The 19965-nt window shown below is 72.1% G+C and carries 17 protein-coding genes; 12 read left to right on the top strand and 5 right to left on the bottom strand.

Annotated elements, in window-relative coordinates:
* The first annotated feature begins 34 nt into the window (after positions 1-34).
* Positions 35-1507 carry an ATP-binding protein gene (locus K8625_RS31320; protein ID WP_223784779.1) on the top strand — a complete coding sequence of 491 codons (1473 nt, stop codon included), beginning with the start codon at positions 35-37 and terminating at the stop codon, positions 1505-1507.
* Here the strand turns inward: K8625_RS31320 and K8625_RS31315 are convergent.
* The 3 genes from K8625_RS31315 to K8625_RS31305 all read right to left on the bottom strand — a co-directional run bounded on the left by K8625_RS31315 (position 1491) and on the right by K8625_RS31305 (position 5089).
* Positions 1491-3281, bottom strand: coding sequence for a methyl-accepting chemotaxis protein (locus K8625_RS31315; protein ID WP_223746290.1), 1791 nt, complete (start codon positions 3279-3281; stop codon positions 1491-1493). The two genes, K8625_RS31320 and K8625_RS31315, sit on opposite strands and share 17 nt — an antisense overlap.
* Before the next feature lie 230 nt (positions 3282-3511).
* A complete protein-coding gene (locus K8625_RS31310; RefSeq protein WP_223746289.1) occupies positions 3512-4288 on the bottom strand; it encodes a TenA family transcriptional regulator in 777 nt (258 codons plus the stop codon).
* A gap of 225 nt (positions 4289-4513) precedes the next feature.
* Positions 4514-5089, bottom strand: a complete 576-nt coding sequence (locus K8625_RS31305; protein ID WP_223746288.1) for an NUDIX hydrolase — start codon at positions 5087-5089, stop codon at positions 4514-4516.
* A 160-nt stretch (positions 5090-5249) separates the two neighbouring features.
* Here K8625_RS31305 and K8625_RS31300 point away from each other — a divergent pair, with 160 nt between their 5' ends.
* Complete coding sequence (locus tag K8625_RS31300) at positions 5250-6656, top strand: sigma-54 dependent transcriptional regulator (protein ID WP_223784778.1); 1407 nt, start codon at positions 5250-5252, stop codon at positions 6654-6656.
* 174 nt (positions 6657-6830) lie between these two features.
* Complete coding sequence (locus K8625_RS31295) at positions 6831-7898, top strand: TetR family transcriptional regulator (RefSeq protein ID WP_223784777.1); 1068 nt, start codon at positions 6831-6833, stop codon at positions 7896-7898.
* Positions 7899-7911: 13 nt separating this feature from the next.
* Here K8625_RS31295 and K8625_RS31290 read toward each other — a convergent pair whose 3' ends face one another.
* Entirely contained in the window at positions 7912-8451 is a 540-nt protein-coding gene (locus K8625_RS31290) for a hypothetical protein (RefSeq protein ID WP_223746285.1), read from the bottom strand.
* 99 nt (positions 8452-8550) lie between these two features.
* Between K8625_RS31290 and K8625_RS31285 the strand changes: the two genes are divergently transcribed.
* On the top strand, positions 8551-9615 hold the full coding sequence (locus K8625_RS31285; protein WP_223784776.1) for a hypothetical protein: 1065 nt from the start codon (positions 8551-8553) through the stop codon (positions 9613-9615).
* A gap of 3 nt (positions 9616-9618) precedes the next feature.
* On the opposite strand, the gene K8625_RS31280 is transcribed toward K8625_RS31285, so the two are convergent.
* Positions 9619-9933: a tetratricopeptide repeat protein gene (locus K8625_RS31280; RefSeq protein WP_223784775.1), complete on the bottom strand. Its 315-nt coding sequence runs from the start codon at positions 9931-9933 to the stop codon at positions 9619-9621.
* Between the two features lie 60 nt (positions 9934-9993).
* Here K8625_RS31280 and rsfS point away from each other — a divergent pair, with 60 nt between their 5' ends.
* The 8 genes from rsfS to K8625_RS31240 all read left to right on the top strand — a co-directional run bounded on the left by rsfS (position 9994) and on the right by K8625_RS31240 (position 19892).
* Positions 9994-10566, top strand: a complete 573-nt coding sequence (gene rsfS, locus K8625_RS31275; RefSeq protein WP_223746282.1) for a ribosome silencing factor — start codon at positions 9994-9996, stop codon at positions 10564-10566.
* Positions 10563-11027 (top strand): 23S rRNA (pseudouridine(1915)-N(3))-methyltransferase RlmH, encoded by a 465-nt coding sequence (locus tag K8625_RS31270; RefSeq protein WP_370642004.1) that lies wholly within the window; start codon positions 10563-10565, stop codon positions 11025-11027. Before rsfS ends, K8625_RS31270 begins: the two co-directional genes overlap by 4 nt.
* Before the next feature lie 71 nt (positions 11028-11098).
* The gene (locus tag K8625_RS31265; protein WP_223784773.1) at positions 11099-12250 is read left to right on the top strand and encodes an RNA ligase RtcB family protein; all 1152 of its coding nucleotides are present in this window, start codon (positions 11099-11101) and stop codon (positions 12248-12250) included.
* 86 nt (positions 12251-12336) lie between these two features.
* Positions 12337-13878, top strand: a complete 1542-nt coding sequence (gene gpmI, locus K8625_RS31260) for a 2,3-bisphosphoglycerate-independent phosphoglycerate mutase (RefSeq protein WP_223784772.1) — start codon at positions 12337-12339, stop codon at positions 13876-13878.
* Between the two features lie 158 nt (positions 13879-14036).
* A complete protein-coding gene (locus K8625_RS31255) occupies positions 14037-14738 on the top strand; it encodes a ComF family protein (protein WP_223784771.1) in 702 nt (233 codons plus the stop codon).
* 209 nt (positions 14739-14947) lie between these two features.
* Positions 14948-16216 (top strand): SBBP repeat-containing protein, encoded by a 1269-nt coding sequence (locus tag K8625_RS31250; RefSeq protein ID WP_223784770.1) that lies wholly within the window; start codon positions 14948-14950, stop codon positions 16214-16216.
* Positions 16217-16332: 116 nt separating this feature from the next.
* Complete coding sequence (locus K8625_RS31245; RefSeq protein WP_223784769.1) at positions 16333-19056, top strand: M1 family metallopeptidase; 2724 nt, start codon at positions 16333-16335, stop codon at positions 19054-19056.
* A 92-nt stretch (positions 19057-19148) separates the two neighbouring features.
* Positions 19149-19892, top strand: coding sequence for an arylamine N-acetyltransferase (locus K8625_RS31240; RefSeq protein WP_223784768.1), 744 nt, complete (start codon positions 19149-19151; stop codon positions 19890-19892).
* Positions 19893-19965: the final 73 nt, after the last annotated feature.

The following is a 19965-nucleotide window of genomic DNA, read 5'->3' as shown; positions in this document are numbered from 1 at the left end:
TCGAAGCAGGGCTCGGCTAGAGTCCGGCCCACGCATGAGCCCGGAGCGCCGAGACACCTTCCGCTGGCGGGACGTCCCGCACCTGTTGTCGACGCGGCTGCTGGCGGCGTTCCTCGTCCCCACCCTGCTCATCCTCGCGGTGACGGGCACGGCGGTGTACCAGTTGGCGCGCGCCATCCTCGAGGAGGAGCTGGGCACCAGCCTCTCCAACATCGCCGCCGCCACCGCCAGCCAGCTCAACGGCGAGCGCATGCTCACCATCGAACCCGGCGACGACGTGGGCGGCACCCGCACCTGGCGCAACGTGGTGCGCCTGCTCGAGGGCGTGCGCGAGGCCAGCAACGTGCGCCGCGTCTTCGCCGTCGACGTCCAGGGCCGCGTCCGCGCGGACGTGGGCGGCGGCCTGCCCGTGGGCGCGGAGGTGCCGGAGCTCGCGCGCGACAGGCTGGAGCTGGCGCGCGTCTTCGCCGGCCAGCACGCCGCCAGCCAGGTGCTCTTCACCGGCTCCGACGGACGCCTCTACAAGACGGGCTATGCCCCCATCACCCTGGCGGGCCAGGTGGTGGGCGCGGTGGGCGTGGAGGGCAGCGCGGCCTTCTTCGGCCCCCTGCAGCGGCTGTCGCGCACCTTCGCCATCATGGGCGCGCTCGCCCTGGCCGCGCTCGCCGTCGTCGCGCTGCTCACCGCGCGGGGCCTCGCGCGCCCCCTGCGCCGGCTGATGGACTCCGCCCTGCGCATCGGCCGGGGCGACCTCACCACGCCCGTGCCGCCCGAGCCCACGCGCGAAATCGGCGTGCTCGCGCGCGAGCTGGAGGAGATGCGCGGCGCGCTGGAGGGCCGGGACAGACAGCTCAAGATGATGCTCGCGGGCGTCGCCCACGAGGTGCGAAACCCCCTGGGCGGCATCGCCCTGTTCTCCGGCCTGCTCCAGGAGGACCTCCGCGCCGGCGCCCACGAGGACGCGCGCGCGCACGTCGAGCGCATCCAGCGCGAGGTGGCCTTCCTGCAGCGCATCGTCGAGGACTTCCTCGCCTTCGCCCGCGAGCAGCCCCTGGCCCGCGCGCCCGTGGAGGCCCCCGCGCTGCTGTCCATCGTCAGCGAGCTGTCCTCCGCGGAGGCCCAGTCCCGGAACGTGGTCCTGGACGTGGACGCCTCTCCCGCCCTGCTGGAGGCCGACGGCAGCCTGCTCACCGCCGCCCTCTTGAACCTGGTGAAGAACGCCGTGCAGGCCTCGCCATCCGGAGGCCACGTGCGCATCCACGGCGCCGTGCGCGACGGGCGCTACGCCATCCAGGTCCACGACGTCGGCGCGGGCGTGCCCGACCTCCAGAAGGAGCGCATCTTCGAGCCCTTCTTCACCACCCGGGAGAAGGGCACCGGCCTGGGCCTGCCCCTGGCGCGCAAGATTGCCCGCGCCCACGGGGGCGAGCTGCACCTGACGTCCACGCCGGGCGACACCACCTTCACCCTGACGCTGCCGTTGGGCGCCGTCAGCCCGCCTCGTTGAACTGACGCGCCATCTGCCCCACCTCGCCGGACACCTGCGCGAGCGTGCTCGTGGCCTCCTGCGTGGACTCCAGGCGCTTCATCGTCTCGTCCATGATTTGCGACAGGTCCGAGACGGCGATGGAGATCTGCGAGATGCCCGCGTTCTGCTGCGTCACGGCGGCGGCAATCTGCCGGGCCGCGGCCGAGTTCTCCTGCGACATCAGCGACAAGGCCCGCAGCGAGTCGCCCGACGCCCGCATCTGGTCCAGCCCCGTGCCGATGGTGCGCACGCCCTGCTCGCCCATGCGGGCCGCGTCCTGGATGCCCACGCTGACGTCCTGGAGCACGTCGCGGATGCGCCGCGTGGACTGCAGCGACTGGTCCGCCAGCGCCCGCACCTCGCGGGCCACCACCGCGAAGCCCTTGCCCTGCTCCCCCGAGCGCGCCGCCTCGATGGCCGCGTTCACCGCGAGCAGGTGCGACTGGGCGGCCAGGTCCTTCACCGTCTCCGTGATGTCGCCAATCAGCGAGGCGCTCCGGGCCAGCTTGTCCAGCCGCTGCTGGATGCCGTCCACCGCGCCGCGGATGTCCGCCAGCCCCGCCACGCTCTTCTCCACCGCCGCCTCGCCCTGCAGCCCCAGCGCCTCCGCGCGCCGGGCCACCTGCAGCACCGCCTCCGCCCGGTCCGCCGCCATGCTCGAAGTGCGCCGTATCTCCTCCGACGTCACCTGCGCCTGGTGCAGCGCCGCCGACTGCTTCGACAGGCTCTGCTGCTGCGCGTCGTTCGCCGCGCGCAGGTGCCCGCCCGCCTCTCCCAGCCGCGCCGCCGAGGCCTGCAGCGTCAGGGGAAGCTGACGCAGCCGCGCCAGCACCGCGTTCATGCCCTCGGCCAGGTCCCCCATCTCGTCCGTGGACACCCACGCGGGCGCCACCACGCGCCCCGCCGCCACGGACTCAATCGCCTGCCCCACCGCGTCCGCCGCCCGCGCCTGCCTGCGCGCCAGCATCCACATGGTGATGCCCGGCAGCAGCAGGAGCCCGCCCACCCACGCCAGGCTGAACGTCAGCTCCCCCGCCAGCACCCCGCCCAGCTCCATCAGCATCCGCGCCGAGCGCCGCGCGCCCTCCGACTCCAGCTCCAGCGCCAGCGTGTCCCGGATGGCCTCCAGCTTCACCACCACCACGCAGCCGCTGAGCACCAGCGCGGAGATGATGGAGCCGCCGAAGGTGAAGGGCAGGAACCACGCCTGCCGGGGCCACGAGAAGCCGCCGCCCGCCAGCGCCACCGTCGCGTGCTTGCGCTGCTCCTCCAGCGCCAGCGGCAACAACATCCGCTCCAGCGAGACGCTGATGGGAAAGCCCAGCAGCACGCCACAGCACACGCCGATGATGGTCCCCAGCACCACCTGCGACAAATCCTTGTGCCACGTCAGGCACACGTGGAGGCTGAACCAGAAGCCCCCCAGCGTCCACCCCACCCACGACGTCCCCACCGCCACGCGCCACGGCAGCCGCAGGATGCGCTCCAGTCGCTCACCCGGCTTGTCGCCCGCGCGCGAGCGCAGCGCGTTGCCCACCATCCACCGCATCAGCAGCGCGGGGTAGAGCATCCCCAGGCCCACCAGGATGGGCGGCAGCACCCACGCCACCGCCCTCACGCCCTCCCACCCGGCGACGCCCATGGACATGCCGTTGAGGTACGCCGCGATGGGCGCCGCGGGGACCACCCAGGACATGAACACCCTGAGCGCGCGCCAGCGATACTCGCGAATCAACGAATCTTCGATGCTCATGCGGGATTGCCTTCCCGCGCCTCCGGCCAGGGGACGCGGTGAGTCCAGGAATGGAGGGATGGCGGACGACCCCATTCTCCGCACGTCGTCGAGACGAAAGCGAGCGGCGCACGCCCGGTTCCAGACATTGCACTCCCGTCAGCCGGGCGCTCGTCGAAAGGCATACACAATCTGGAAATCAACCTCCCCCGGAAAGGTTGAGCAAGAAGACAGACGCGGCGATTTCAGCCTCAATCCACACAGCAGGCGCGGATGGCGGAGGTATACAGGCGCAGGGACTTGCGCGTGGCGTCGAGCACCCGGGCAGGCTCGTCCCCGGTGGGGTCCGTGCAGAGCTTGAGGATTTCGAGCGCCTCCACCGGGTGCAGGTCGTCATAGCGAGCGTGCGCCTTGAGCCACATCATCGCGCTGGCGTCGATGCGCGCGCCGTCCGCGGCATAGGCGCGGAAGGGCTCCACCACGTCGCGCGTCCACACGCCGGTGATGCCCTCGATGGCCCAGTTGGACGCGGCGATGCCCTCCGCCAGCGTGCCCCGGGCACAGGTGTCTCGCAGGTGCGCGTGCAGCGCCTGGAGCTCCGGCAGCGGCCGCACCTGGAAGAGCGCCTCCGGCTCCAGGCCGAGCGCGCGCACCCAGTCGATGAACCACTCCGCGTGGCGCGCCTCCACGGCCAGGTTCTGCAGGAGCCAGCGGCGGATGCTCGCGTCCCCCTCGGAGCGGCCGTATGTCGTCTTGGCCAGCGACAGGGCCATGTACTTGGGGAAGGACTCGACGATGAGGAAGAACTGCGACAGCACGCGGCGCCAGTACACCAACGGCGGGCGCCGGCCCTCGGCGGTGGCGCGGAACAGCGGAGGCCAGCACGCCGCGTCCCAGTCCCGGCGGGTCGCATCCAGCATGGACTCGAGCCAGCGGGGATGCGCCGACGGGTTCAGCGGCGGAGGCCCATAGCGACGCACGGGCACACGAGACGTGAGGCTGCGCACTTCCTGCTCGGAAGACGACATGGCGGCACGAGGCTCCTGCACCCGGCGGGTTCCAGACCGACATGGCCCCCCTCACCCGCCAGGGCGGCCCCATAGTGGTGACAGCACCTCCACGGGGCCACGCGACTGTCGTCGCCCGACGCTTTTCTCACCGCCTTGTTTCAGATTTCAGCCGGGGGCACCTGGAGGCGTCGCGTGCCCCACAGCGGGCCTGTCTCTCCGACCGACGGCGACTCGCGCCCGCCGTCACGGGGTGCGGGCCACCTGGCGGCGCGCCTTCTCCAGCATGCGCTGGAGCGGCGCCTCGTCCGCGCGGGCGAGCGCCTCGTCCCAGGTGAGCCACTGCGCGCCGGAGGACTCGTGGGGGTCGTGCGCGAGCGACTCCGGGTCCTCGGCCACGACGAGGTAGCGCACGTCCAGGTGCTGGTGCTCCGGCTCGTCGCGGCGCGCGGGGATGGTGTGGACGTCCACGTCCAGCGGGCGGGGCGCGGTGGGGTGGAGCACCACGCGGCAGCCGGTCTCCTCGCGCGCCTCGCGCAGGGCGGTGGCCTCCATGTCGCCGCCGTCCGCCGGGTCCGCGTGTCCGCCCGGCTGCAGCCACCGGTGGAGCTTGCCGTGCAGCACCATCACCACGCGCTCGCCCCGGGGGTCCACCACCACCGCGCTGCCGGTGAAGTGCGCCGTGGCCTGCGCGCGGGAGAAGGGCGAGGCGAGCGTGGCCGCGTGGTGGCGCATCCGCTCCAGGTCCTGGCGCTCCTTGTCGTCCCCGGGGACGTGGCGCGCCAGGAGCTCCCGCAGGGCGTGGGCGTTCTGGGATTCCATGCGCGACCACGTATCCCCGGCGGGCCCTCACACGCCAGCGCCTTCTGGAAGCGGCCGGCCCGCCCGGGGCGGTGTAGGGTTCTGGCCGGGTGTGTTCTCATGCGGACGCACCCGGGGCGGCCGGCCCCGCTGGCATGAGGACCTGAGGGCAAGCACCTGCATGGCGCGCATTCTCGTCATCGACGACCACGACACCCTCCGCGAGGGGATGACCGTCACGCTCACGCGCTCCGGGCACGCCGTGTCCGCGGTGCGCGGCGGCGCGGACGGGCTGGCCGCATACCGCAAGGCCCCGTTCGACCTGGTCGTCACGGATTTGAAGATGGACGGCATGGACGGCATCGCCGTCACCCAGGCCCTCAAGGCGCTGGACGCCTCCGCCGTCGTCATGGTGGTGACGGCCTTCGGCACGATTGAGACGGCCGTGCGGGCCATGCAGGAGGGCGCCTACGACTTCATCACCAAGCCCTTCACGCCCGACGTGCTGCGCGCCAAGGTGGACAAGGGGCTGGAGCTGGCGAGCACCCGCCGGCGCGTGGAGAAGCTGGAGGGGCGCACCGCCGCGCACGACGCGGACGCGGCCCTGACGCACGGCAGCCTGGTGGGCGACAGCGAGCCCATGCAGAAGCTGCTCTCCCAGGCGCGCAAGGCGGCGATGAGCGACGCCACGGTGCTCGTTCGCGGCGAGAGCGGCACCGGCAAGGAGCTCATCGCGCGCATGCTGCACCAGCAGTCCCCGCGCAAGGACGGGCCCTTCGTCGTGGTGCACTGCGCGGCGCTGGCGGAGACGCTGCTGGAGAGCGAGCTGTTCGGCCACGAGCGCGGCGCCTTCACCGGCGCGGTGAAGCGCAAGCTGGGCCGCTTCGAGCTGGCCGACGGCGGCACCCTCTTCCTCGACGAAATCGGGGAGATTCCCCACGCGGTGCAGACCAAGCTGTTGCGCGTGCTCCAGGAGAAGGAGATCCAGCGCGTGGGCGGCGAGGAGACGCTCAAGGTGGACGTGCGCGTGGTGAGCGCCACGCACCGGGATTTGCAGGCCGAGGTGAAGGCGGGCCGCTTCCGCGAGGACCTGTACTACCGGCTGCACATCGTCCCGCTGGTGCTGCCGCCTTTGCGCGAGCGCCCAGAGGACATCGCCGCGCTGGCGCGCCACTTCGTCGCCAAGCACGCGGTGCGCGTCAACCGCCGGGTGACGGGGCTGGACGAGGGCGCCCTGCGCGCCCTGGCCCGCCACGCGTGGCCCGGCAACGTGCGCGAGCTGGAGAACGTGGTGGAGCAGGCGCTCGTCTTCGCGGAAGGGGAGGTGCTCACCGCCCAGGACCTGCCCGGCCACCTCACCGGCGGCACGCCGCGCATGGACGCGGGGCTGCCGGTGCCGCACGGCGACAGGCCCCTGCCGGACATCCTGGAGGACCTGGAGCGGCAGCTCATCGCCCGCGCCTACGAGAAGGCCGGCGGGGTGAAGACGGAGACCGCCCGCCTGCTGGGCATCAAGACGTCGGCGCTGTACTACAAGCTGGAGAAGTATGGCTTCCTCCCCAAGGGCACCGCGCCCGAGGAGGGGTGATCCTCGGAAATCCGTGACCCCAGGCCCACGCCCCATGACTTTCCACCGGCCCCCCCTCCCCACCCCGTCCCACCCGGCGCGCCCAGACGCCTGGAATCCCAGCGCTTTTCGCGCGAGGCGGGGACACGGGGGCGCCACGGGGCTGGCATCCGCCTTGCTCCTGGGGGCGTGTTGATGAACCCCCGCTCCCTCGTCCTCGCGTTGTGCCTGCTGGTGGGCGTGCCCGCCTGGGCCGCGTCCGGCCTGGAGGCGGCGCGCGCGCGGGCGCAGGTGGCGAGGACGGAAGCGCGGGCGCTGAGGACCCAGCAGCAGACGCTGCGCGACGAGCTGCAGGGCGTGGCCGAGCGCATCGAGGCGCTGAAGGCCCGTGCCCAGGGGCGGCTGACCACGGGCACGGAGCTGGAGACGGCGCTGAGGCGCTCGCAGGAGCTGAGCGGCTCGCTCACCCAGCTGGCGCAGGCGGTGTCCACGGCCGAGGGCGAGTCGGAGCGCGCGCACGTGGCGCTGCACCAGGCGCTGTCGGAGGAGCTCGGGCGGCTGATGACGGCCTGGGACAAGACGGTGGACCGCGCCCAGCGAGCCACGCTGCTGGAGGTGATGCGCACCACGCGCACCGAGCGCGACTCGGTGCGCCTGGCGCTGCCGGCCTCCAAGGTCCCCACGCTGGACAGGACGACGACGGGCGGCGACGACCCGGAGGACCTGCTGGAGCAGGCGGACACCCTGCGCGACGCCGAGGACAAGGTGCGCGAGCGGCTCAAGCTGATGCGCGCGCGAATCACCGAGGCACGCGAGGAGCGCGACCTGGACCGCCGGATGAGCGACTTCCTGGGCGAGGAGTCGATGTTCGACGAGCAGGACCGGCGGCTGCGGCTCAGGATGAGCTCGGACCGGAGCCTGCGGGTGGAGCCCAGCGACCGCGGCGGTGGCCTGTTCCAGGAGGCCAGCGGCGACAGCGACGCGCCGCCCATGTCGGGCAACCCGGGCACGGGCGCGCCCCCGGAGCCCTCCATGCCGGACACCCCCGGGACGCCCACCACGGGCCGCCCCGAGCCCATGTCCGTCCGCGCCACGGACCGCCGCCCCCTGGTGGACGGGGTGCGCGCCCAGGACCTGGCCGCCGGAGGTCCGGTGGACCTCACGGCGATGGAGGCCGAGGCCAGGCGCCTGGAGGCCCTGGCCGGGGAGCTGGATGGCCGGGCCGGCGCGCTGGAGCGCCGCGCGCAGGAGCTGACGAAGTAGGGCCGCCCTCGGGCTAGAGCAGCCCGGACTCGACCTCCAGCCGCACCACCGCGCGCAGCCGCACCTCGCGCTCGGGCGTCCGGCCCTTGCCGCGGATGATGATGCTCATGGTGGGCGCGGCGACGAAGGGCTGCAGCTCCACGTCCGCCAGGTCCAGCCGCAGCGTGGGGTTGGGCGCGCGCGGGCTGCCACGGGACAGGTCGTTCTTCCACGCGATGCGCGACTCACGGTCTCCGGCGCGGACGAAGAACTCCACGTTGTCCAGGAAGGTGAAGTCCACGTCGTTGGGGCTGAGAATCTGGAGCGAGAGCGAGTCGACGTGGACGGAGGTGGCCTCGCTCTTGGAGAGCCCCTGGTTCTTGAAGTCCTGGTTCTGGTCGAAGTCCATCCCCGCGAAGCTGCTGATGGGGGGGAAGGCGTTGAGCTCGGTGCTGCCGCCCGGCAGGCTCGCGGGCACGGTCGTCTCGCCCCTCACCTCGGTGATGAACGTCGACTGGGCGCAGGCGGCCAGCCCGAGGCCGACCGCCGCGGCGAGAAGTGAGGCAGGGCGCATTCCAGCAATGTACCGGGCGCGAGCCGTGTCGTCACCGTCGCCAGCCAACCGGCCGGGCCCGTCCTCCCGCGAGTGGGGCGTGCAGGCACGAGGCCGGGTATGGTGCCCCGCGTCGTGTCCCGCGTCCGCCCTACCCTCCTGGTGTTCCTGGTGCTCGCCACCGCCCGCCCCGCGTCCGCGGCCGAGTGGGAGGGCGCGCTCAAGGGCACCCTGCGGCTGCTGGCGGACACCAACGCCCCGCGCGACTTCACCGACGGCAGCACGCCTTCGCCCGGAGTGGACCCGGCGCTGAGCGTGCTGGGTTCGGCCGAGGGGAAGGGGACGTTCGAGCGCACGCAGCTCGTCGGCCGCTACGAGCTGGGCGCGCGCAAGTACGCGGGCTTCTCCGACGAGGACACGCTCATCCAGGCCGGCGCGCTCGAGGCCTCGCTGGCGCTGGGCACGGAGTTCGGCCTGGGCGCGGAGGGGCACGCGAAGGACCGGCGGGGCGGCACCCGCGCGTACTCGGATTTGGGCGCGAGCGCCTTCGCGGAGTACGCCCCGGACGTGCGGCTGGCGCTGCGGGTGCGCGCGGGCGCGCGCAGGTTCGTCTACCGGCCGGACCCCACGGCGAACTTCGGCGGGCTGGAGCTGGGGGTGCTGGGGCGCTACCGCTTCGACCGGCGCCACAGCCTGTCCGTCTTCGGCGACTGGGGCGCGCGCCGCTACGGGCCGCTGGCGCGCCCGCGCCCGGGCGTGGAGAGCTCCCCGGGACGGCGCGAGGACGGCGCCCTCACCGCGGGCTTCGGCTACAACTACCGGGGGCCGCTGACCCTGGGGCTGCGCTACACGTACCAGGAGGTCTCCTCCAACAGCTACGGGGAGACGGTGCTGCGCCACCGGGTGTCGGCGAACGCCGGGGTGCGGCTGCCCTGGCGGATGACGCTGCTGGCTCAGGGCTCGCTGGGCGTGACGCGCTACCCGGACGGCATCTATTTGTCGCCGGAGATCATCCTCGTGGAGGAGGACGAGGGGCAGAACTCCCTGTCCCTGAAGCTCGCGCGCCCCGTCTCGGAGCGCGTGGACCTGGAGCTGTCCTGGGGCCTGTGGAGCACGCGGCTGCCGCGCAACGACTTGAGCTACTCCCGCCAGGTGTTCGGCGTGGGCGTCACCTGGCGCGACTGAGGCTCAGCCCAGGTCGGAGATGCGCTCGTCGATCTCCTCGGCGAGCCCCGGGTGTCCCTGGGCCAGGGCGTGCTCCTTCGCCCGGGTGAGCACCTCGCGGGCGCGCTCGGACTGCCCGGCGCCCGACAGCGCGTCCCCCAGGGAGACCATGGCGGCCGCGTAGGTCCCATCCAGCCGCACCGCCTGCTCCAGGGCGGCGGCGGCCTCGGCGTACTGCTTGCGGTCCAAGTACAGCTTGCCGAGGGAGAAGTGGCTCATGGGGGAGTCGGGGAAGTCCGCCACCATCTTCTTGAACTGTTCCAGCCGGGCGTCGCTCATGGACAGGACCCTTAGAGGACCCATGGCGTGTTGCCAAGGGTGCGGTAGGGTGCGCCGCACATGGCAACGAAGAAGAAGACGACCCCCAAGAAGAAGAGCGCGGCCAAGAAGGCGCCGGCGCGCGGCAAGAAGTCGGCGACGGGCAGGACGGTCGCCGCGAGCAAGGCGCCCGCCAAGGCCAAGGCCCCGGCGCGCAAGAAGACGACGGGCAAGACGCCGCTGCGGCCCAAGAAGAAGGCGAAGCTGCCAGCCGCCCCGCAGCAGAAGACGGGCCCCGCGGAGAACCCCCAGGCGCAGGCCCTGGCGCGCCGCATGGCGCAGCTGCTCATCGACAAGAAGGCGCTGGACGTCGTCATCCTGGATGTCCGGGGCATGACGTCGTACGCGGACTACATCGTCATCGCCTCCGGCGAGAGCGACCGCCAGGTGAGCGCCATGGCGGAGAACGTCCAGGTGCAGCTCAAGCAGGGTGACGCGCCCGAGCGCGCGCTGGGCACCGAGGGCGTGGACACGGGCCAGTGGGTGCTGCTCGACTACGGCGAGGTGGTGGCGCACCTGTTCCTCGCGGACCTGCGCGCGCACTACGACCTCGAGGGTCTCTGGGCGGACGCCGCCCGGGAGAAGGTGTCCTGAAGGTCCGCCTGCTCTCCATCGGCAAGGACCGCTCGGGCCTCTTCGAGCCGGCGGTCCAGGAGTATGCCCGGAGGCTGGGGCACTACACCCGCTTCGAGCTGGTGGAGCTCGCCGAGGCGAGCGGCAAGAAGCTCAAGCCCGGCGACGCCAAGACCGCGGAGGCCCAGGCCATCCTCGCGAAGCGAAAGCCGCAGGACTGGCTGGTGGCGCTGGACGAGCGCGGCTCGCTCATCGACTCGGTGGAGCTGGGCCGCTACGTGGGCAAGGCGCAGACGGGCTCGCGCGACCTGCTCTTCGTCATCGGCGGCGACGAGGGCCTGGACGAGAGCGTGCGGGCCCAGGCCCACCTGACGCTGTCCTTGTCCAAGATGACGCTGCCCCACCGGCTCGCGCGCGTGGTGCTCGTGGAGCAGCTGTACCGGGCCTTCACCATCCTCAAGGGTGAGCCGTACCACAAGTAGGCAGGCGGGCCTCCCTGGCCCCCTTGCGCGCTGGCGTCAGGGCCGTCGGACAGGAGGCGTCAACGGGCCCCATGAGCACCGCCAGCACCGAGACCTCCCTTCCCTCCCCCGCCGCCACCGTGCGCGTCATCGCCTCGCCCCAGTCGTGGGTGGAGGGGGAGGCGGTGCGACAGCTCGAGGCCGTCGCGCGGCTGCCGGGCATGAAGGCCGCGGTGGGACTTCCGGACCTGCACCCGGGCAAGGGCGCGCCGGTGGGCGCGGCCTTCACCTCGGAGGGGCTCTTCTATCCCTACCTGGTGGGCAACGACATCGGCTGTGGGATGGGGTTGTGGGACGTGGGGATGCTGGCGCGAAAGTCGAAGGCCGAGCGCTGGGCCTCGAAGCTGGATGTGGAGGGACCCTGGAACGGTGACGTGGAGGGGTTCCTGGCGGAGCAAGGGGTGAAGCCCTCGGGCTTCGAGGGGACGCTGGGCACGGTGGGCGGCGGCAACCACTTCGCCGAGCTGCAGCGGGTGGACGCGGTGCACGACACGCGGGCCTTCGCCGAGCTGGGGCTGGAGGCGGACCGGTTGCTGCTGCTGGTGCACTCGGGCTCGCGCGGACTGGGCGAGGCGATTCTGCGGGCCCACGTGGACCGGCACGCGGCGGGCGGGCTGGTGGCGGACTCGGACGAGGCGCGGGCGTACCTGGCGCGGCATGACCACGCGGTGGCGTGGGCCCGGGCCAACCGGGCGCTGGTGGCGCGCAGGGTGCTGGATGGCATCGGCGCTCCGGCGCGGCGAGTGTTGGATGTCTGCCACAACAGCGTCACCCCACGACGCGAGGACGGGGCCCTGAGGTGGTTGCATCGCAAGGGGGCGGCGCCGGCGGACGAGGGGCCCGTGGTGATTCCGGGCAGTCGTGGCGCGCTGAGCTATCTGGTGGCGCCGGTGGGGGATGGGACGGGCAGCGCGTACAGCCTGGCGCACGGCGCAGGGCGCAAGTGGACGCGCACGGCGGCCCGGGAGCGCATCAAGGAGCGCTTCACGGCGGAGTCGCTCACCCGGACGAGCTTCAAGAGCCACGTCGTCTGCGAGAACAAGGACCTGCTCTTCGAGGAGGCGCCGCAGGCGTACAAGGCCATCGACCGGGTGGTGACGGACCTGGTGGAGGCGGGGCTGGTGAAGGTGGTGGCCACGCTGGCGCCGGTGCTGACGTACAAGACGCGCTCCCACGAGGAGTAGCGCGGGCCCGCGGGAAGAAGCCGGCCCTGGAGTCGCAGCGCGTTTTTCCCCTCCGCGTCCGGCGGGTGCGTGGTTAGGGTTCGGGCATGACTCCCGCGCACAAGGTATTGCTCTGCATCCTGGATGGTTGGGGCATCCGCCACGAGCGAGAGGCGAACGCCATCCTCCTGGCCGGCACGCCGAACCTGGACAAGCTGACGAGCCCCTACCCGTTCACCGAGCTACAGACCTCGGGGCTGGCCGTGGGTCTGCCCGAGGGGCAGATGGGCAACTCGGAGGTCGGCCACACCAACATCGGCGCCGGTCGCATCGTCTACCAGGACCTGGTGCGCATCAACCGCGCGGCCGAGTCGGGGGAGCTGGCGCAGAACCCGGTGCTCCGCGCGGCGATGGACGGCGTGAAGGCGGACGGCAAGGCGCTGCACCTGTTGGGGTTGGTGTCGCCGGGTGGGGTGCACTCGTCGATGGAGCACCTGTACGCGCTCCTGAAGGCGGCGCGGGAGCGGGGTGTGCCGCACGTGTACGTGCACGCGTTCCTGGACGGGCGTGACACACCGCCGCAGAGCGCGCTGGGCTACGTGGAGGCGCTGGAGCGCTTCCTCCACGAGACGCACACGGGCCGCATCGCCACGGTGAGCGGGCGCTATTACGCGATGGACCGCGACAAGCGGTGGGACCGGGTGCAGCTGGCGTACGAGGCGCTGGTGCACACGCGCGGCCCCAAGGCTCCGGACGCGCTGAGCGCCATCCGCGCGTCGTACGCGGAGAAGGTGACGGACGAGTTCGTGAAGCCCACGGTGATGGCGAGCGGGGATGGGACGCCCGTGGGCCGCATCCAGGATGGGGACACGGTGGTGTTCTTCAACTTCCGCGCGGACCGGGCGCGGGAGCTGACGCAGGCCCTGGCGTATCCGACGTTCAAGGAGTTCGACCGGGGCGGGCTCCGGCTGGGGCGGTACGTGTGCATGACCCAGTACGACGAGACCTTCGACCTGCCGGTGGCGTTCGCGCCGGACCAGCCGCAGGACATCTTCCCGGAGATTCTGGCGCGGCAGGGGCTGCGGCAGTTCCGCACGGCGGAGACGGAGAAGTACGCGCACGTGACGTTCTTCTTCAACGGTGGGCGCGAGGTCGTCTACCCGGGTGAGGACCGGCACCTGGTGCCGAGTCCGCGCGACGTGAAGACGTACGACTTGAAGCCGGAGATGGCGGCGCGCGAGGTGACGGCGGAGCTGGTGCGGCGGCTGGACTCGGGGACGTATGACTTCGCGCTGGCGAACTTCGCCAACCCGGACATGGTGGGGCACAGCGGCCGGCTGGACGCGGCGATGCAGGCGGTGCGGGTGGTGGACGAGTGCCTGGGCGTGCTCGGCAAGGCGTGCGAGCGCAACGGCTGGGTGATGGCCATCTCGGCGGACCACGGCAACTGCGAGCAGATGGTGGACCCGGTGACGGGCGAGCCGCACACGGCGCACACGCTGAACCCGGTGCCCTTCCACCTCATCCACCCGGCGTTCCGGGGACAGAAGCTGCGCCCCGGCATCCTCGCGGACATCGCGCCCACGCTGTGCAAGGTGATGAACCTGCCGCAGTCGAAGGAGATGAACCGGCAGGGCGTGCTGCCCTGAGCACGCGGCCCCTCCGGGCCCCACGAATCCACTCGACGCTCCCCTCCACCGCCGCCTAGCGTTCCCAAGCGGGCGGTGGGGGAACGGGCGATGGGGATGGGGACGACACGAGTCGGGAGCAGGGGTTCCACGCAGCGGGCGTCCACGAGCGCGCGCCCATGCTGAGGGCCCTGCTGGACGTGCTCTACCCTCCCGCGTGCATCGCCTGCGCGAAGGTCCTCCCAGGTCCCGGCGCCTTCTTCTGCGAGCCCTGCGACACCGCCGTGGAGCGCCTGCCGCCCGTGTGCTGCCGCACCTGCGCGGAGCCGGGTCCGTTCCCCGCCGGCCTGTGCCCACGCTGCCGCGCCGCTCCCCCACCCTTCTCTCGCGCCTGGGCCCCGTTCGCGCACGAAGGCCCCGTGGCCCGCGCCGTCCACCGCTTCAAGTACGAAGACCACCCGGAGCTGGCCGCGCCCCTCGGCGAGATGCTCGCGGCCGAGGCCCACCGCTTCCTCACCCGCGCGCCCCGCCTCGTCGTCGCGCTGCCGCTCCACACCCGCCGCTACCACGCGCGCAAGTACGACCAGGCCCAACTGCTCGCGGGCGCGCTGGCGAAACACCTGGGCCTGCGCGCCCCCGTCGGGCTGCTCACGCGCACGCGGGAGACCCAACGACAGGTGGGCCTCACCGAGGCCGAGCGCGCCGACAACGTCGCGGACGCCTTCGTCGCCTCGGACGACCTCGCGGGGCACGACGTGCTCCTCCTCGATGACGTCTTCACCACCGGCGCCACCGCGCGCGCCGCGGCCACCGCGCTCCTGGACGCCGGCGCCACCCGCGTCGAGGTCCTCACCCTCGCCCGCGCCTTCACCGTGACCTGAACACCACCTGACGCAGCAACTGTCACAGCGCGTCAACTGCAACCGGGTCCACGACAACTCACGCCCGGATTCAGCGCGGACCCCGCGTGTCTTTCATTACCCATCTTCCGCGACTTTCCGTCCCGTGTTCTTGCATCAGTGCCGTGTCACGAGACATTTCGCGTCGCGTTTCACGGCTCGCTTCCCCCCTCTTCGAAACGGAGTCCGTGATGAAGCTCCCCGTGTTGAGCTCGTTCGCCCTCGCCGGTGCCGTGTGCGCGCTGGGCCTCCCCGCCCCCGTCCAGGCCCAGGTCCCCGCGCCCTCGTGGACGCGGCAGTTCGGCGCCAACCTCGACGAGCAGGCCCGCGCCGTCGCCGTCGCGGGCACCGCCGTCTATGTCGTGGGCAACACCACCAGCCAGCTCGGCCCCGAGCCCAAGGCCGGCGGCAACGACGTCTTCGTCGCGAAGTACGACACCGCGGGCGCGCTGCAGTGGGTGCACCAGTTCGGCACGCCCGAGGATGACCGCCCCGCCGCCGCGGCCACCGACTCCGAGGGGAACGTGTACGTGACGGGCCGGACGTACGGCTCGATGGGCTTCCACACGAACGCCGGCGGCTATGACTTCTTCATCGCCAAGTACAGCCCGCAGGGCCAGCAGCTCTGGGTGCGCCAGCAGGGCACGCAGATGGATGACTTCGGCACGGGCCTGGCCATCGGCGCGGACGACACGCTGTACTTCTCCGGCTACACCGGCGGCAGCTTCGCCAACGGCGGCAACCCCGGCCACTACGACGCCCTCGTGGGCCTCTACGACTCCGCCGGAAACCCGTACTGGCTCCGGCAGCTGGGCTCGACGAGCAGCGACATCGCGCGAGGCATCGCCGTGACGCCGGACCATAAGGTGTACGTCGTGGGCCAGACGAGCGGCAGCCTCGACGGCGCCACCACGCCCACGGGCACGGACATGTTCCTGCTGCGCCTGGACATCCTCGGCGCCACCCAGTGGGTGCGCCAGCTGGACCTCTCCGAGCTCGATGACGCCAAGGGCGTGGCGGTGAGCCCCGACGGCGGCGCCTACCTCGTCGGCGACACCTTCGGCGCCATCGACGGCCACACCAACGCCGGCACCATCGACGTGGTGCTCGCCCGCTATGACGCCGTGGGCAACCGCCAGTGGAGCCGCCTGCTCGGCGGCGCGCAGCCCGACTACGCGAGCAGCGTCGCCGTGGCCGCCAACGGCACCGTGAACGTCACGGGCTACACGGCCAACGCCCTGGACGGCCAGCCGTACGCCGGCAGCCAGGACGCCTTCCTCACCCGCTACGACGGCTCGGGCACCAAGCTGGGCACGCGCGTCGTCGGCACCCACCTGCCCGACGTCGGCAGCGGCGTGGCGGTGGACACCAGCGGCAATGCCTACGTGACGGGCTCCACCTACGGCAGCCTGGGCGGAACCAACGCGGGCAGCTACGACGCGTTCCTCGTCCGCTTCTGAGACAGGCCCGCATTCCGTGTCCGGACGTGGGACAGGTGTTCGTTGCCTGTCTCACGCGGAATCCAGGACGGAAGCTTCGCGGTGGCCAATCGTCGAGGGCGCGATAGCCTCGCGGCATGCGCTGGCACTCCCTCCTCCTCGTCCCCGCGTTGCTCTCACTCCACTGTACCCACGCCACCGGGTCCGCCGGGCCGTCCAAGCCCGAGGCCACGGTGGCGGCGGCGCCCGAGTGGCCCGAGGCCCAGCCCCCCGCGCTGCGCCTGCCGGACACCGTCCAGCCCCTGCACTACCTGCTGGACCTGAAGCTCATCTCCACCGAGTCCACCCACTCGGGCACCGTCACCATCGACGTGGACGTGCGCGAGCCGGTGCGCCAGGTCTGGCTGCACGGACAGGATTTGGAGGTCACCTCCGCGCGCATCGAGACGCAGGGCCGCGCGCTCGAGGCCAGGCCCGTCACCGCGAGCGAGGGCCGGCTGGGCCTGCTGCTGCCCGAGACGCTGCCCGCGGGCAAGGCGCGCATCGTCATCGCCTTCACGGGTCAAATCGACAAGGAGCGCAGCCGGGGCCTGTACTCGCAGGAGGAGGGCGGCCACAACTACCTCTACACCTTCTTCGAGCCGGTGGACGCGCGCCGCGCCTTCCCGTGCTTCGACGAGCCGGGCTTCAAGGTGCCCTGGCAGCTGCGCTTCACGGTGAAGGCCGAGGACGTGGCGCTGGCCAACCACGCCATCGAGGCGAAGGAGACGCTGCCGGACGGCCTGCAGCGCATCACCTTCCGCGACAGCAAGCCCATGCCCAGCTACCTCGTCGCCTTCGTGGTGGGCCCGTTCGACGTGGTGGACGCGGGCACCACCGGGCGCAACAGGGTGCCGCTGCGCTTCGTCGTCCCCAAGGGCCGCGGCGCGGAGACGGCGTACGCCGCGAGCGTCACCCCGCGCATCGTCACCGTGCTCGAGGACTTCTTCGACCAGGCGTACCCGTACGAGAAGCTCGACGTCGCGGTGGTGCCCCGCTACTGGGGCACCATGGAGCACCCGGGCCTGGTCGCCCTGGGGCAGCCCCTGACGCTCATCCGCCCCGGCGAGGAGACGCTCCAGCGGCGCAAGTGGTACGTCAACATCGCGGGCCACGAGCTGGGGCACTACTGGTTCGGCAACATCGTCACCTGCCGCTGGTGGGACGACATCTGGCTGAACGAGTCGCTCACCTCGTGGCTGGACCGCAAGCAGATGGACGGGTTCGACCCGAGCTGGGGCTTCGGCCGGGACGCGAGCACCAACGCGCTGGCGGGCGCCATGAGCGCGGACGCGCTCGCCGCGGCGCTGCCGGTGCGAAAGCCCGCCAACACGCATGACGAGGTCATCGGCTCGTTCGACAACTCCACCACCTACGCCAAGGGCTCCGCCATCATCGGCATGTTCGAGTCGTGGCTGGGCGAGGACACGATGCGCGACATCCTGCGCGCGCACATCCGCAAGCACGAGTGGGGCACGGCGACGTCGGATGACTTCGCCGCCACGCTCGCCCAGGCCGCGAGCCCCGACGTCGCGCGCTCCTTCCGCAACTTCATCGACCAGCCCGGCGCGCCCCACATCTCCGCGCAGCTGGTGTGCGACGCGGGCAAGGCGCCGCGCCTGAAGCTGTCCCAGGAGCGCTTCCTGCCCGCGGGCTCCACCGCGTCCAAGGACGCCACCTGGTCCGTTCCCGTGTGCGTGCGCGCCGGGGACCGCGCGGGCGACGTGCGCGCCTGCCAGCTGCTCTCCGAGCGCACCGGCGAGATGGAGCTGCCCATGAAGAGCTGCCCCCAGTGGGTGCTGCTCAACGCGGGCGGCATGGGCTACTACCGCGCCAGCTACACGCTGCGGCAGTTCCAGCAGGTGAACAGCGTGGCCAGCAAGTCGCTGACGGTGCCCGAGCGGCTGGCCTTCTTCGCGGACATCGAGGGCGCGGTGCAGCGGGGCGACGTGCGGCTCGGGGAGGTGCTGTCCCTGGTGAACGACACGGCGAAGGACCCGGACCGCGGCATCGCGCTGAGCGGCGCGCGCCTCTTGCACCTGGTGGGCGAGGACTCGCTCACGCCCGCCGAGCGGCAGCGCTTCCGCGCCTGGGTGGGCAAGCTCTACGGAGCGCGGGCCCGGGCGCTGGGCTGGCAGCCGGCGAAGGGCGACAGCGACGAGGTGAAGCAGACGCGCTCGTTGTTCCTGTCGCTCGCGACGATGATGGGTGACGAGCCCACGCTCACGCGCGAGGCCAAGGCCCTGGTGACGAAGTGGCTGGCGCAGCGCGACAGCGTGAGCCCGGAGGCGGTGCCGGTGGCGCTGGCGGTGGCGGCGCGCAACTCCGACCGCGCGCTCCACGAGCAGCTCCTCACCCGCGCGCGCAAGGCGGAGGACCGCAACGAGCGCAACCAGATGATCAACGCGCTGTCGGCCTTCCGCGACCCGGAGCTGGTGAAGCAGAACCTGACGCTGGCGATGACGGAGTTCGACGTGCGCGACGCGCGGCCCTTGTTCGCGGGCGCGTTCAGCGGGCCGGAGACGCGGGCGGTGGCGTGGCAGTTCTACCGCGAGCACTTCGACGCGCTGGCCTCGCGCGTCCGCTCGGATGAGCTGGGCTGGCTCATCGCGATGACGGGCTCGCTGTGCGACGACACCAGCCGCGCGCAGATGGAGGCCTTCCTCGGGCCTCGCGTCGACAAGCTGGAGGGCGCGCCGCGCGCCTACGCCCGGGCGCTGGAGTCCGTGCGGCTGTGCGTGGAGTCCAACCGCCTCCACCAGGACAGCGTGCGCGCGTTCATCGGCAAGCTGCCCCAGGTCACCGCGGCGCCCACCCGCTGAGGGCCCGTGCGGGCTCCCTCGTGTTCAAGAGGGAGCCCGCTCCACGCGGGCAGACGGTGCGCGCGCCCCGCGAGCGCGCTAGACATGGGGCCATGCTCGACTCCGCCCGCTACCTCGAACGCATCGGCGCCCCCGCGCACGCATCGCTCGCCGAGCTGCAGCGCGCCCACCTGGAGTCGGTGCCCTTCGAGAACCTGGACATCCACCTGGGCCGGCCCATCCAGCTGGACCCGGACGCGCTCTTCGACAAGGTCGTCGTCCGGCGGCGCGGCGGCTTCTGCTACGAGCTCAACGGGCTGTTCTCCCGCCTGCTCACCGCGCGCGGCCTGCGCGTGACGCCGCTGTCCGCGCGCGTAGCCACCGAGCCCCGGGACGGCACCTTCGGCCCGGAGTTCGACCACCTGACGCTCCAGGTGGAGGACCGCGAGGGGACGTGGCTCGTCGACGTGGGCTTCGGCGACAGCTTCCTCGAGCCCCTGCGCCTGGACGAGAGAGGCGTGCAGACACGCGCCGGCCGCGACTTCCGGCTGGCGCCCGAGGGCGACCGGCTCATGCTCCTGCGGCGCGACGACTCCGGCTGGCAGCCGCAGTACTCCCTGTCCCTCGTCCCGCGCGCGCTCGGGGACTTCGTGGACATGTGCCACCACCACCAGACGTCGCCCCAGTCCATCTTCACGCGGGGGCGCCTGTGCACCCGGGCGACGCGGGAGGGCCGCGTCACCCTCAAGGAAGGCGCCCTCGTCCTCACCCGGGGCACCACCCGCGAGGAGCACCCCGTGGAGGGCGAGGACGCTCGCGCCCGGGTACTGGCGGAGCACTTCGGCATCCGCCTCTAAGTAGGTCGCCAGAAGTTCTCTAACAAATCGCGTAGCCAGAAGCCCTCGGCGAGGCAGCCGGCCTTGCGGAGGG

It is taken from the genome of Myxococcus sp. AS-1-15 (genome assembly GCF_020037055.1).
Taxonomy (GTDB): Bacteria; Myxococcota; Myxococcia; order Myxococcales; family Myxococcaceae; genus Myxococcus; species Myxococcus fulvus.
Note: the sequence above shows the minus strand (reverse complement) of the source record. Positions and strands in the feature narration are given on the sequence as shown.